The organism is Rhodococcus sp. USK13, from assembly GCF_018343855.1.
GTDB lineage: Bacteria > Actinomycetota > Actinomycetes > Mycobacteriales > Mycobacteriaceae > Rhodococcus_F > Rhodococcus_F oxybenzonivorans.
On record NZ_CP069242.1, the window covers coordinates 7,102,255 to 7,115,725 of the forward strand.

Below are 13,471 nucleotides of genomic sequence, written 5' to 3' on the forward strand. Positions count from 1 at the left end.
GCGGCTGTCTAGGACGCGGCCGCGAGGACCTCGTCGAGGATTGTCTCGGCCTTGTCGCTGTCGGTACCTTCGGCCAACGCCAGCTCTCCGACAAGAATCTGCCGGGCCTTCGCGAGCATGCGCTTCTCACCCGCGGACAGGCCGCGGTCCTGCTCGCGCCGCCACAGGTCACGAACGACCTCGGCGACCTTGTTCACGTCACCCGACGCGAGCTTTTCGAGATTCGCCTTGTAGCGGCGAGACCAGTTGGTGGGTTCTTCGGTGTGCGGTGCCCGCAAGACCTGGAAGACCTTGTCGAGACCTTCCTGACCAACTACGTCACGTACGCCTACATACTCTGCGTTGTCTGCGGGAACCCGTACGGTGAGATCGCCCTGAGCAACCTTGAGAACGAGATATTCCTTCTGCTCACCCTTGATGGTGCGGATTTCGATAGCTTCGATCAGCGCCGCACCGTGATGGGGGTATACGACGGTGTCTCCGACCTTAAAAATCATCTGTCCCGTGCCCCTTTCGATCTTTCGAGTTTAACACGTGACCGGTTCCAGGTCGCATCAACGGTGCAGGTCAGGGGCACCGAGGCCTGATCGTAGGGGTTGACAGCGCCTGTGATACGTGCATCTCAGGGGCTCCGAACTGGCCGTTCTTCGAGGCCGAAGGTGCACGCAGACAACCATTGTGAGTACCCAGCGACCGGGCCGTACGAGGGAACTACTACTCTGCCTAGTTGGAGTGCGAACCTGACACTGGAGGACAACCCGTGACTGCTCTCGACAAGCCGACTCGCCGAGTCGCGACCGCCGTTGCTCTCGCTGCCGGCGCGGCCCTCACGCTGTCCGCTTGCGGTGCGGGACAGATCACCCAGACCTCGAGTCAGGTCGCCGCGGTCAACGGCAACGGTGCCGACCTCGGATCGATCGCTCTGCGCAACGTGCACGTGGTGTACCCCAACTCGGACGAGTACAGCATCGAGGCCGGCGGAAAAGCGGTCCTCGCGTTCACCGCGATCAACAACAACGAAGATGCCGCCGACAAGCTGACCAAGATCAGCACCGACGTCGCCAAGACCGTCACCATTCGTGATGCCGCCGGCGGCCAGGAGATTCCCCCGCAGACGGCGCTCGTGGCCGGAGACGTCGCACAGGACGCTGTGGAGGGTGGTCATGCCGAGCAAGAACGTGACCAGGCCGCCGAGGTTCCGAGCGATGTCGTCCTGGTCACGCTGGACGATCTGAAGGAGGGTGTGCGCCCCGGACTCACCTTCCCCGTCACCTTCACCTTCGAGAAGGCCGGTGAGGTCACGGTGTCCGTTCCCGTCGACGCCGGTCACGAAACCGAGCGTCACGTGTCAGACAAGTCCGCGGGCACGCAGGCCGAAGGCGGCGGCGGGCACTGACAGCCGCCCGGGGCCGGTCTGTCGGACCGGCTCTCTAGGCTGCGTCGGTGGCCAAACTCAAGTCCAGCTTCCGGTGTTCATCGTGTCAGTGCACCGTGCCCAAATGGGTCGGCCGCTGTCCCGAGTGCGGCAGCTGGGGATCGATGGATGAGGCTCCGATCCTCGCGCCGGTTGCGAGTCGTCCGGGCGCCTCGCTCGCGAAGGCTGGGGCGGGGGCCGTTCTCCCGTCCACGCCGGCGACCCCCATCACGAAGATCGACAGCACGTCCACCCAGGCCAAACCCACCGGCATCGGTGAACTCGACCGTGTCCTCGGCGGTGGCGTGGTCCCCGGGTCGGTCGTTCTCCTCGCGGGCGAACCGGGCGTCGGCAAGTCCACGCTTCTTCTCGAGGTCGTACACCAGTGGGCGCGGCGGGGCCCGGACGACCGATCGCTCTACGTCACGGGTGAAGAGTCCGCCGGTCAGGTACGGCTACGCGCCGACCGGACGGGCGCGGTGCACGAGCGGGTCTATCTCGCCGCCGAATCCGACCTCGCGACCATTCTCGGTCACGTCGAACAGGTACGTCCCACCCTGCTGATCGTCGACAGCGTGCAGACCATGCTTGCCGCGGACGTCGACGGTGTCGTCGGCGGCGTCACCCAGGTCAAGGCCGTCACCAGTGCGCTCACCTCGCTCGCGAAAGCCAGCGGTGTCCCGGTCCTGCTGATCGGCCACGTCACGAAGGACGGCGCCGTCGCAGGTCCGCGGTCACTCGAACACCTCGTGGACGTGGTCCTGCACTTCGAGGGCGACAAGCACTCCACACTTCGCATGGTGCGCGGGGTCAAGAACCGCTTCGGTGCCGCCGACGAGGTGGGATGCTTCGAACTCCGGGAAGACGGCATCGCCGGCATCAGCGACCCGTCGGGACTGTTTTTGCACCACCGCGCCGAAGCTGTTCCCGGAACCGCCGTCACGGTCATGATGGACGGCAAGCGGCCCCTGCTCGGCGAAGTCCAGGCGCTCGTGGCCGCAACATCCATGCCCGCACCCCGGCGCGCGGTGAGCGGGCTCGACAGCGCACGTGTGGCCATGGTGCTGGCCGTGCTGGACCGCCGGTGCGGGGTGCCGATCGCCAAGAACGACGTCTATGCGGCGACGGTCGGCGGCATGCGGATGACCGAACCGTCCGCAGACTTGGCACTGGCACTCGCCGTCGCCTCCGCGGTGAAGGACAAGCCTGTCCCCGACGGGCTGGTGATCCTCGGCGAAGTCGGGCTGGCAGGTGAGGTCCGGCGGGTTCCCGGTGTCGGGCGCCGGCTCGCCGAAGCGGCCCGACTCGGATTCAACCGGGCCCTCGTTCCGCTCGACTCCGGTGCGGCCCCTCCCGGAATGAAGGTCACCGAGGTCGGGAATCTCGGAGCGGCCATCGCCACCCTGCGTATATAGACAACTAGATCGACGACGTGCCGAACGGCATGTCGGGAACCCCGTCTACGAAGGTCTTGGTCTTCTCGAAGTGTTCGGCCGTGACTGTGAGGAACAACCCCCGCGACGTGGCCACTACCACGTCGGGGTCGGTGTTCGGTCCCTCGACGATGCGCGCCTCCGCACTGGCGTAGACCTTGCGGCGGATCGTTCCGTCGATGCGCGCGTGAAATTCGAGCACCGAGCCCAGCGGAATGGGCCGCGCGAAGTCGATCTCCAGATGACCGGTCACCACCGGACCGTCCACGGTCGCCCGACACGCCATGCCCAGTGCCTCGTCGAACGCCGTCGACAGGATGCCGCCGTGGATCACTCCCGGACCGCCCTGATAGCGAGGGGCCACCTCGAGACGTCCCCACACGTCGAGGTCCTCCCCGGCGGTGAAGCTCATGGACATACCGGCCGGCGACTGGTCGCCGCATCCGAAGCACCGGCTCCAGTGCTTCGGCACGGGCTGACCTGCAGCGGGGAAGGTGCCAACCGGTTCCGGCAGGGTCAGGTCGTCGGGCAAAGTCCAGGTACTACTCATGGATAGGTAATCTAAACGCGGGTCCGGGCCCTATTCCCCGACGGCCCTGTACAAAGTGACGTCTACCTCAGCGGGGAGTGTTTCGCGATGAACGATGCAGAGTCGTCGTCTGCGCTGCGCGAAACCATTGCCCGGCTCGCTCCCGGAACGGCGCTTCGGGACGGCCTCGAACGCATTCTCCGCGGCCGCACGGGCGCACTGATCGTCCTCGGTTACGACGAGCAGATGGAAGAAATCTGCGACGGCGGCTTCGAGCTCGACGTCGAGTTCGCTCCCACCCGGCTGCGTGAGCTGTCGAAGATGGACGGTGCCGTCGTCCTGTCCACGGACGGTTCGCGCATCGTCCGCGCCAACGTCCAACTGGTTCCCGACCACAAGATTCCCACCGTCGAGTCCGGCACCCGGCACCGCGCCGCCGAACGCACGGCGATGCAGACGGGATATCCCGTGGTGTCGGTGAGCCAATCGATGAGCATCGTCAGCGTGTACGTCGGCGGAATACGGCACGTCATCGACGGGTCTGCCACCATCTTGTCCCGGGCCAATCAGGCGGTGGCCACACTCGAGCGGTACAAGGCGCGCCTCGACGAGGTCACCCGTCAGTTGTCGGTCGTCGAAATCGAGGATTTCGTCACCCTCCGCGACGCGCTCACCGTGGTGCAGCGGCTCGAGATGGTGCGCCGCGTGTCTGTGGAGATCGAGCAGGACGTACTCGAACTGGGCACCGACGGCCGACAGCTCGCCCTCCAACTCGAAGAGCTCGTCGGCGACAACGATGTGGCACGGGAACTGATCGTCCGCGACTATCTCGCCGGTTCGGGACCCGCCCCTGCACCCGATGTCGAGAAGTCGTTGACTGCCCTCGACAAGATCACCGACGCCGACCTGCTCGACCTGACGACTCTGGCTCGCGCGTTCGGATACCCGGGAACGATCGAAGCGCTCGAGGCCCCCATGAGTCCACGTGGTTATCGCGTTCTCACCCGAGTTCCCCGCTTGCAGTTCAACCAAATTCACCGGCTCGTCGGCTCGTTCGGAACTCTGCAGTCGCTGCTTGCCGCAACGGCCGCCGACCTGCAGTCGGTGGAGGGAATCGGCGGCTTGTGGGCTCGACACATCAGGGAGGGCCTGTCCCGGCTCGCCGAAACGTCGATTTCCGGTCCGTACGACTAGTTTTCGCCCGATCGCAAGGTACGAGCCGAACCACCTCCTACGATCGATCCGCCGAATAAGCCTCGCCGACAACGGATTCCAGTGCGACACGCACGGCATCGAGGTGTTCCGCCATGGCCTTGGCGGCCACGTCATAGCTCCTGGACTCGATCCCGTCGACTATCCGGTCGTGCTCGTCGTTCGACCTCTGCTGCCGGCCGGCGACCAGGTTGAGCGTTTCCGACTGCCGGGTCAGCGCTTCACGAATATCGACGACGACCGACTCGAACACACGATTGCGACTGGTCCGGGCGATCAGCGCGTGAAACTGGGCGTCCAGGGACACCCACACCAAGGGGTCGTCCTCGTCGCGCATCTGACCGGCCAAGCCGCGCAATGCGGCAAGGTCCTCGGCAGAGTGCCGCTGCGCCGCCCATCCGGCAGCGGGGATCTCCACATGAGGGCGCGCCTCGACGAGCTCGTTGGCGGCGTAATTCCCGAAGTCGAGGTCGCGCGCGATCGAATCACTGATGACGAACGTGCCCAGACCCGATTTGGTCTCGGTCAGACCCAGCGCATGACATGACCGTAGGGCCTCGCGGATGACCGAACGACTGACCCCGTGCCGCGCCGCCAACGACGCTTCCGAAGGGAGCCGTTCACCGACCGCCAGGTCACCCGAGGTGATGGCGGCGCGCAGGTCCGCGAGAACAGCTTCGGCGGCGCTGACCCGCGCGGTCACGGGACGCCTGGCTGCCCAGCTGTCTGACAGGTTCATGGCATTATTCTTCTCACGACCAGGCAAATGCGTCAACCTGCCCGAGCCGAGGGTTGACGACCGCAAGTGAGCCACGTAACAATGACACCTGTCTGACAGCCGGGCAGGTAGGCAGTTTGGCAGCTCTACCAACTGCCTCTCCGAGCGCCGCGGGCCACTGCTAGCGCGAATCCACGTGAGGAATGAAGTCAAGTGCTCGAAACGAGAACAGAACACGACCTACTCGGGGACCGCCAGGTGCCCGCAGAGGCGTACTGGGGAATTCACACGCTCCGTGCGGTGGAGAACTTCCCGATCACCGGTCGGCCGATCTCGACGAACCCCTCGTTGATTCGCGGACTCGCCTTCGTCAAATGGGCAGCATCGAGCGCCAACGAGAAGCTGGGCATTCTCGACCACCGCCGCGCCGAGGCGATCGGCCAGGCCTGCCGCGAGATTCTCGAGGGCCGCTGGCACGAGCAGTTCGTCGTCGATGTGATCCAGGGTGGCGCCGGGACGTCGACCAACATGAACGCCAACGAAGTCATTGCCAACCGGGCGCTCGAAATTCTCGGTCACGATCGCGGCGACTACCAGTACCTGCACCCCAACGAGCACGTCAACCTCAGCCAATCGACCAACGACGTCTATCCCACGGCAGTGAACATCGCCACGATTCTGACGATCGAGGATCTGCTCGACGCCCTGCGGGTGCTGCAAGAGGCGTTCGGTTCGAAGGCCGTCGAGTTCGCCGGCACGGTGAAGATGGGCCGCACCCAACTTCAGGATGCGGTCCCGATGACACTCGGACAGGAATTCGCCACCTACTCGGTGATGATCGACGAGGACCGCGCACGACTCGGGGAAGCAGCGCTGCTGGTCCACGAGATCAACCTCGGAGCCACCGCAATCGGAACCGGACTCAACGCCCCCGCCGGGTACGCCGAGGCCGCATGCGACAAGCTGCGCGAACTCACCGGACTTCCCCTCGTTCTCGCCACCGACCTGGTGGAGGCTACCCAGGATGTGGGTCAGTTCGTGCACCTGTCCGGCGTCCTGAAGAGGATCGCGGTGAAGTTGTCGAAGGTCTGCAACGACCTCCGTCTTCTGTCCTCCGGTCCGCGGGCGGGACTCAACGAAATCAATCTGCCGCCGGTGCAGGCGGGATCTTCGATCATGCCCGGCAAGGTCAATCCCGTGATTCCGGAAGTGCTCAACCAGGTGGCCTACGAGGTCATCGGTCATGACGTCACCATCACAATGGCCGCCGAATCCGGCCAGCTGCAACTCAACGCCTTCGAACCGATCATCGTGCATTCGCTGTCGGACGGAATGCGGCATCTGGCCGCCGCCTGCCGCATCCTGGCCGACAAGTGCGTTCTGGGGATCACCGCCAATACCGAACTTCTGCGTGCCCGGGTCGAAGACTCGATCGGACTCGTCACCGCGCTCAATCCGTACATCGGCTATACCGCGTCGACCCGTATCGCGCAGGAAGCGCTGGTGTCCGGTCGTAGGGTCGCCGACCTCGTGATCGAGGCGGGACTACTCGATCGAGACGAACTCGATCGACTACTCAGTCCGGAGCATCTCGCCAATCTGAGGGCTGGTACGGCCACTCAGGCTCCCGTTCCGACGACCGCTGGAGTGGTGTCATGACGATCGAAAAAGACGGCCCGAGTCAGACACACGACATCTTCGTCGAGGAAGATCTGGGGTACCGAAAAGCACTCGGTCCTCGACAGATTCAGATGATCGCGATCGGTGGTGCGATCGGCACCGGTCTGTTCATGGGCGCCGGTGGACGCCTTCATCAAGCAGGACCCGCCCTTGTTCTCGTCTACGCCCTCTGTGGATTTTTCGCCTTCCTGATCCTGCGGGCACTGGGCGAGCTGGTGATGCACCGTCCCACGTCGGGATCGTTCGTCTCGTACTCCCGCGAATTCTTCGGCGAGAAAATGGCGTTCGCCGCCGGCTGGCTCTACTGGCTGAACTGGGCGATGACCGCGGTCGTCGACGTCACCGCAGTAGCGCTCTACATGAACTTCTTCAAGAAATACTGGGCACCGCTCGGGGACGTCGACCAATGGGTATTCGCCTTGGCGGCAGTAGCGCTCGTTCTGACACTGAACATGGTGTCGGTACGCGTGTTCGGTGAATTGGAATTCTGGTTCGCGCTCATCAAAGTCGTGGCGCTGGCCGCCTTCCTCTGCTTCGGCGTCTATTTCGTCTTGTTCGGTACCCCCATCGAGGGCCACACCTCCGGCTTCAGCATGATCTCCGACAACGGCGGGTGGTTCCCCAACGGCATCCTGCCCGCGATCGTGGTGATTCAGGGCGTCGTATTCGCCTACGCATCCATCGAATTGGTGGGTACCACGGCCGGGGAAACCAAGAATCCGGAAAAGGTGATTCCCAAGGCGATCAACACGGTGATCCTCCGGATTCTCGTTTTCTATGTCGGATCCGTCCTGTTACTGGCGCTGCTTCTCCCCTACATGGAATATCACGCCGGCGAAAGCCCGTTCGTCACCTTCTTCGGAACGATCAACGTCGAAGGCGCAGACGCAATCATGAATCTCGTCGTACTCACCGCCGCACTGTCCTCACTCAATGCCGGATTGTATTCGACCGGACGAATACTGCACTCGATGGCCATGGCGGGGTCGGCGCCCGCGTTCGCGGCGAGGATGAACAAGGCGGGCGTCCCCTATGGCGGCATCGCTCTCACGGGATTCGTCATTCTTCTCGGTGTCGGACTCAATGCGATCGTTCCCACTCAGGCATTCGAGATCGTCCTCAACCTGGCCGCACTCGGGATCATCAGCGCCTGGGCCGTAATCGTGTTGTGTCAGTTGAAACTCTGGAAGTTCGCGAAGGAGGGGCGCCTCGTGCGGCCGAGCTTCCGGATGTTCGGCGCCCCCTACACCGGCATTCTGACGTTGGCGTTCCTCGTCGGCGTAGTCGTGCTGATGGCCTTCGACCACCCCGTCGGAACGTGGACCGTCGGATCGATCGCCATCATCGCCCCACTCCTGGTGATCGGCTGGTACGCCTGCAGAAACCGCATCCGCGACCTGGCCGCCGCACGAGATGGCAGCATGACCACCGATGACTACCCGACCGCCTCGCAGGGAGGACAGTAAGTGCCTACAGTCGCCGTCGTCACCACCGGGGGCACCATCGCTAGCCGACGCGACGAGGAGGGTGTGAGCCGTCCCGTCGTCACGGGCCCGGATCTGCTCGCGACCGGAGCCGAGCGGGCGGCCACCGAGGTCCGCGTCACCGATGTCCTGTCGAAGGACAGCTCGTGCATGACCTTCGCCGACATGGATCGGGTACGCGAGGCAATCGCGGCGGAACTCCGCGACCCCGCTGTCGCCGGGGTGGTCGTTCTCCACGGAACCGACACCATGGAGGAAACCGCGTTTCTGGTGGATCTGCATCACGCCGATCCCCGGACGGTCGTCTTCACCGGGGCACAACGCACCTTCGATCATCCCGAGTCGGACGCGCAGGCCAACCTCTCGGCCGCATTGTCGGCCGCCACCGATCCGGCCATGCGTGGGCGGGGAGTGTTGATTTCCTTCGGCGGAAAGCTTCATCCGGTTCCGGGGGTCCGCAAGGCAGACACGACCGCGCTCGATGCGTTCCGGTCCGTCCGCACCCCGATGCACCGACACCGGCCCGAGCCACTGCCCTGGCGTCCGATCTCCGGCGTCCGTGTCGACGTCGTCGCGATCTACCCTGGCACGGATCGTGTGCAGTTCGACGCGTGCCGGAGCGCCGGCGCGCACGGCGTGGTTCTCGATGCGCTCGGATCCGGCAACGCGAACCCCGTAATCGTCGAGGCGGTACGCGAATCCGTCGCGGCGGGTGTGCCGGTCGCCGTATCCACCCGCGTTCCGTTCGGGTCGATCTCCCCCACTTACGGCGGAGGTGGAGGCGGCTCCGATCTCATCGCAGCCGGGGCCCTCTTCTCGACCGACCTCAGAGCCGGACAGGCCCGCATTCTTCTTGCGGCACTGCTCGCCGACCCTGACCAGACCGGCCTGGAGAAGGAATTCGATCGCCGGTCCCGGATCGAGCTGTAGCCCGGTCAGCTCAGGTTGAACGGTTCCGGCGCACTACGCAGCTGACCCAGCTGCCCCACCACGGTGTACGCGCCGGGACCCACCGGATCGCGCTTCGGTTCCGGTTGGGTGAGGCAATCCGGTGCGGACGTCTTGGCAGACCACTTCACCGTGAACTGAGCCTGCTCGCCAGCGGCGAGGGTGCGCAGGTCGGCCGCGGACTGCGGGAAGCAGTCGATGTTGGACCACAGCCGGACGCTGCCGTCGATCGTGTACACGAGCACCTGCTGCAGGCTGCTACCGAGGTCGCGCTGGCACGGGGTGGTGCCGATGTTGGTGACGACCGTGGTGAAACTCGGCTCTTCCCCCGGAAGGTAGGTCGGTTTGTCGGCAGCGACCTTGATGGCCAGGGACTGGTCAGGACACTGGCCGGCCGCAACAGCCTGACCGCTGGCGGCTGCACTCGTCGACCCCGCACTGCTCGATGCTCCACTGGTCGAGGAGCCCGAGGCACTTGCCGTGCCGGACCCTTCATCGCCGGCCGCGGCGGCTCCGCCGCCCCCACCCGAGCCGCCGGAACCACCACTCGACGGCGAACCCGAGGCAGTCGGCGAAATCGACACCGGCGTCGTCATCGACGAGCTGGCTGCCGCGGGGTCGGTCTCGGAATCGTCCCCACCGCGGAGGGAACTGATCAACCAGACCACCAAGAGCAGCACGACGATGGCGCCGCCGATCGCCAGCGCCCTGCGGCGCCAGTAAATCTCGGGGGGCAACGGTCCATTCGGTTCCAGCACGACGTCAACGGTAGTTCGGCAGCGTGCGGGTACGGCTCAGCGGGTGCGGCGTGTCGCGGTCAGGCCGTGAGCTCACCGATGTCTCCGACGACGCCCTGCAGGTGGGTGCGGCCGTCGGACAGCTTGTACGTGACACCGGCGATGGCGCACGCGCCGCTCTCCACCTTCTCCGCGATGATGCGCGACCGCTGCATGAGCAGCGCACCGGTCTCCACCACATGGCGACCCTCGAGTTCGTCGACTGTACTGAGGCCCTCGCGGCGTCCCTTGAGGATCGACGGCGCCACACGTTCGACGATGCTGCGGATGAATCCGGGGGGGATGTTGCCGTCGTCGAGGGCGTCGAGCGTCGCCTTGACGGCGCCACAGCTGTCGTGACCGAGCACGACGATGAGCGGCACGTTGAGCACCCCGACGGCGTACTCGATCGACCCGAGAACCGCGTCGTCGAGGACGTGACCTGCGGTGCGGACGACGAACATGTCGCCGAGCCCCTGGTCGAAAATGATCTCGGCGGCGACGCGGGAGTCTCCGCAACCGAACAGGACGGCCGTGGGGTGCTGGCCGTCGACGAGCTTCGCACGATCGGCGACACCCTGACTGGGATGGAGCGAGGTGCCGTTGACGAACCGCTCGTTACCCTGGCGTAGGGACTTCCATGCAGAAACCGGGTTGGAGTTAGGCATGAACATATTGTGCACCCCTCCTGTTGCACCGGCTCTGCGGGAGCATTACGTCGACGGAAAATCCGGTTGGCACGGCGGCGAAGGGACTTGTGAGAAGAAGTGACCGTGGACTCGTCTGCGCTGATCAGGTGGTACGACGCCGAGGCCAGGGATTTGCCGTGGCGTCGCGAGGGTGTGACCGCCTGGCACATTCTGATGAGCGAGATCATGCTGCAGCAGACACCCGTCGTCCGCGTTGCTCCCATCTGGGAGCAATGGGTGCAGCGCTGGCCCGTCCCGTCCCGGATGGCCGCGTCGAGCCAGGCCGACGTCCTGCGCGCGTGGGGAAAGCTCGGTTATCCGCGGCGAGCGCTGCGACTGCACCAGTGTTCCGAAGTGCTGGCCACCCAGCACGGTGACGTGGTCCCGAGCGACGTCGACACGCTCCTCGGGCTTCCCGGGATCGGCGCGTACACCGCTCGGGCGGTGGCGTGCTTCGCCTACGGGCAGCGTGTCCCCGTCGTCGACACCAATGTTCGACGGGTGGTGGCACGCGCCGTGCACGGAAACGCGGAGCCCGGCAACCCGTCGACGGTGCGCGACCTGGCGGACGTGTCCGCGCTGCTGCCCCGTACCCGCGCCCGCGCCGCCACGTTCTCGGCGGCACTCATGGAACTCGGTGCGACGATCTGCACCGCACGCTCCCCCGAATGCTCGCGGTGTCCGCTGCCGAGTTGCGCCTGGATGGTCGCCGGGCGTCCAGCGCACACCGGCGAACGCAGGAAGGTGCAGAAGTTTGCAGGCACGGACCGTCAGGTTCGAGGCAAGCTCATGGCGGTGTTGCGCGACAGTTCGCGTCCGGTCGAGCGGGTCCGCCTCGACCAGGTGTGGCTCGACGACCCAGGTCAGCGCGATCGTGCTCTGCACTCGTTACTGCTCGACGGACTGGTGGAGCAGACCGACGACGGCCTCTTCGCCCTCGCGGGTGAGGGAAGCTAGAAGCCCACACGATCGGGCACAGACGCTGAGAAAACTGCTGGAAACCTCCACAATTGCGTCCGCAGCTGACAAACCACTGCGCAACCGTGCGCTCAGGTCAGTCCGTGCAGGAATTCCTCGACCACTTTCCTGTACTGCTCGGGCTGATCATCGTGGACGAGGTGCCCGGCCTGCTCGATGCGGACATATTCGGCGCGGGGATGCCGCTCCGCCATCGTCCGCATCTGACCCTCGGGGGTGATGGTGTACTCGCCCTCGATCAGCAGCGCCGGCACCGTGATCGAGGCCCACTGAGCCCAGAAGTGCCGGTCGCCCCACTCGGCGGAGATGTCGCGAAACGTCTCGACCTCACCGTGCAGGTACCAGCCGTCGGCACGCTGCTCGAACGAGTCGAGGAAGTACTGACCCGCGACAGGTCCGAAGAACTCGACGAGCGCCTCTCGCGTCTCGAACGATTGCGGCCAGTTCGAGATCATCGCCGCCCAGTCGTCGGCGGTACGGCCACGAAAATCAGGCGCCATGTCTTCCAGAACGAGAGCGGCGACCTTCTCCGGGAACTCGGCGGCCAGGCACCACGCGTGCAAGGCGCCCATCGAATGCCCGATGACGACCAGCGGCTCGGCGACCGGACTCAATGCCGCCGCCAGGTCTTCGACGAATGCTTCCGTCGACAGCACGGGCGGGGCGGGGCGGCCGTGGCCTGCAGCGTCGAACGTGTAGACGTGGCCGTGTTCGCGCAGCCACGGAACGTGCCTGCGCCACGTCCGCGCACTGCCCATCAACCCGTGCAGCAGCAGAATCGGTCGTCCGGTGCCGCCCTCGTCGTGCAACGCACTCTCACCCACCACGCCTGCGACGCTAGCGGAGTACCCTCCCGAAGCATGGCAGTGGTGAAGATCAATGCAATCGAAGTTCCCGAGGGTGCGGGCCCCGAACTGGAGAAGCGCTTCGCAGGACGCGCGCATGCCGTCGAGAATTCCCCAGGCTTTCTCGGGTTCCAGCTTCTGCGCCCGGTCAAGGGCGAGAACCGCTACTTCGTCGTCACCCAGTGGGAGAGCGAAGAGGCGTTCGAGGCGTGGCGCGACGGCCCTGCACGGGAAGCGCACGCTGGTGAGCGGCAGAAGCCGGTGGCGTCCGGCGCGTCTCTGCTCGAGTTCGAGGTGGTTCTCGACGTCTCGGCAGCGGCCGACCGCTGAGGACCTGCTCGACACAAACCTCGAGGCGAACATTGACACGGCGGCCCGCCGGGTGCGAAAGTTCGCAAGACAAAGCGATGGTTCGGCAGGAATCCGGTGCAAAACCGGAGCGGTCGCGCCACTGTAAATCGGAGTAGTCCCTCAGCTAGGCCACGGCAAGATGCGGGAACCACCTCGACAGCCAGATACTGCGGCCATCGCATGAACCTAGGGGACGCGACATCCCAGGAGGAACCATGGCACTCGTCTACGCACCCGGCGCATCGGTCGATTCGACCCGGCTCGCCGTCATCTCGTTCGCGATCGTCCTTTTCGCGATGCTTGCTCTCTACCTCGTGGGATTCGACCAGGGCGCGATTTCGCGCAGCGGCATGTACATGCACGAACTGATGCATGACGGGCGCCACCTGCTGGGCCTTCCGTGCCACTGAGCGA

15 protein-coding genes and 1 riboswitch are annotated in these 13,471 nt (G+C 65.2%); of the genes, 9 read left to right on the plus strand and 6 right to left on the minus strand.

The window, feature by feature from the left end; all coding sequences use genetic code 11:
• Window positions 1-8: 8 nt before the first annotated feature.
• Window positions 9-497 (minus strand): RNA polymerase-binding transcription factor CarD, encoded by a 489-nt coding sequence (gene carD / locus JQT59_RS35230; protein WP_109326516.1) that lies wholly within the window; start codon window positions 495-497, stop codon window positions 9-11.
• A 263-nt stretch (window positions 498-760) separates the two neighbouring features.
• Between carD and JQT59_RS35235 the strand changes: the two genes are divergently transcribed.
• On the plus strand, window positions 761-1,396 hold the full coding sequence (locus tag JQT59_RS35235) for a copper chaperone PCu(A)C domain-containing protein (RefSeq protein WP_213574303.1): 636 nt from the start codon (window positions 761-763) through the stop codon (window positions 1,394-1,396).
• Window positions 1,397-1,443: 47 nt separating this feature from the next.
• On the plus strand, window positions 1,444-2,829 hold the full coding sequence (gene radA, locus JQT59_RS35240) for a DNA repair protein RadA (RefSeq protein WP_213574305.1): 1,386 nt from the start codon (window positions 1,444-1,446) through the stop codon (window positions 2,827-2,829).
• Between the two features lie 4 nt (window positions 2,830-2,833).
• Here the strand turns inward: radA and JQT59_RS35245 are convergent, their stop codons facing one another.
• The gene (locus JQT59_RS35245; protein ID WP_213574307.1) at window positions 2,834-3,397 is read right to left on the minus strand and encodes a PaaI family thioesterase; all 564 of its coding nucleotides are present in this window, start codon (window positions 3,395-3,397) and stop codon (window positions 2,834-2,836) included.
• 87 nt (window positions 3,398-3,484) lie between these two features.
• Here JQT59_RS35245 and disA point away from each other — a divergent pair, with 87 nt between their 5' ends.
• The gene (gene disA / locus JQT59_RS35250) at window positions 3,485-4,570 is read left to right on the plus strand and encodes a DNA integrity scanning diadenylate cyclase DisA (protein ID WP_109326508.1); all 1,086 of its coding nucleotides are present in this window, start codon (window positions 3,485-3,487) and stop codon (window positions 4,568-4,570) included.
• 37 nt (window positions 4,571-4,607) lie between these two features.
• Here the strand turns inward: disA and JQT59_RS35255 are convergent, their stop codons facing one another.
• Window positions 4,608-5,327 carry a FadR/GntR family transcriptional regulator gene (locus JQT59_RS35255; RefSeq protein WP_213574309.1) on the minus strand — a complete coding sequence of 240 codons (720 nt, stop codon included), beginning with the start codon at window positions 5,325-5,327 and terminating at the stop codon, window positions 4,608-4,610.
• A gap of 192 nt (window positions 5,328-5,519) precedes the next feature.
• On the opposite strand from JQT59_RS35255, the gene JQT59_RS35260 reads away from it, so the two are divergent.
• The 3 genes from JQT59_RS35260 to JQT59_RS35270 are packed head-to-tail and all read left to right on the plus strand — an operon-like array spanning window position 5,520 to window position 9,400.
• A complete protein-coding gene (locus JQT59_RS35260; protein WP_213574311.1) occupies window positions 5,520-6,965 on the plus strand; it encodes an aspartate ammonia-lyase in 1,446 nt (481 codons plus the stop codon).
• Entirely contained in the window at window positions 6,962-8,452 is a 1,491-nt protein-coding gene (locus JQT59_RS35265) for an amino acid permease (RefSeq protein WP_213574313.1), read from the plus strand. The genes JQT59_RS35260 and JQT59_RS35265 overlap by 4 nt, the downstream gene beginning before the upstream one ends.
• A complete protein-coding gene (locus tag JQT59_RS35270; RefSeq protein ID WP_213574315.1) occupies window positions 8,453-9,400 on the plus strand; it encodes an asparaginase in 948 nt (315 codons plus the stop codon).
• 5 nt (window positions 9,401-9,405) lie between these two features.
• On the opposite strand, the gene JQT59_RS35275 is transcribed toward JQT59_RS35270, so the two are convergent.
• Both JQT59_RS35275 and JQT59_RS35280 read right to left on the minus strand, forming a co-directional pair.
• Window positions 9,406-10,176, minus strand: a complete 771-nt coding sequence (locus JQT59_RS35275; protein ID WP_213574318.1) for a hypothetical protein — start codon at window positions 10,174-10,176, stop codon at window positions 9,406-9,408.
• A gap of 59 nt (window positions 10,177-10,235) precedes the next feature.
• The gene (locus JQT59_RS35280; protein ID WP_213574320.1) at window positions 10,236-10,862 is read right to left on the minus strand and encodes a carbonic anhydrase; all 627 of its coding nucleotides are present in this window, start codon (window positions 10,860-10,862) and stop codon (window positions 10,236-10,238) included.
• A gap of 99 nt (window positions 10,863-10,961) precedes the next feature.
• Here JQT59_RS35280 and JQT59_RS35285 point away from each other — a divergent pair, with 99 nt between their 5' ends.
• Entirely contained in the window at window positions 10,962-11,840 is an 879-nt protein-coding gene (locus JQT59_RS35285) for an iron-sulfur binding domain-containing protein (protein ID WP_213574322.1), read from the plus strand.
• A 92-nt stretch (window positions 11,841-11,932) separates the two neighbouring features.
• Here the strand turns inward: JQT59_RS35285 and JQT59_RS35290 are convergent, their stop codons facing one another.
• Window positions 11,933-12,688, minus strand: coding sequence for an alpha/beta fold hydrolase (locus JQT59_RS35290; protein WP_249354072.1), 756 nt, complete (start codon window positions 12,686-12,688; stop codon window positions 11,933-11,935).
• A gap of 33 nt (window positions 12,689-12,721) precedes the next feature.
• Between JQT59_RS35290 and mhuD the strand changes: the two genes are divergently transcribed.
• Entirely contained in the window at window positions 12,722-13,036 is a 315-nt protein-coding gene (gene mhuD / locus JQT59_RS35295) for a mycobilin-forming heme oxygenase MhuD (RefSeq protein WP_109326490.1), read from the plus strand.
• A 61-nt stretch (window positions 13,037-13,097) separates the two neighbouring features.
• A riboswitch (cobalamin riboswitch) is annotated at window positions 13,098-13,249 on the plus strand.
• A gap of 23 nt (window positions 13,250-13,272) precedes the next feature.
• Complete coding sequence (locus JQT59_RS35300) at window positions 13,273-13,467, plus strand: CbtB domain-containing protein (protein ID WP_109326489.1); 195 nt, start codon at window positions 13,273-13,275, stop codon at window positions 13,465-13,467.
• Window positions 13,468-13,471: the final 4 nt, after the last annotated feature.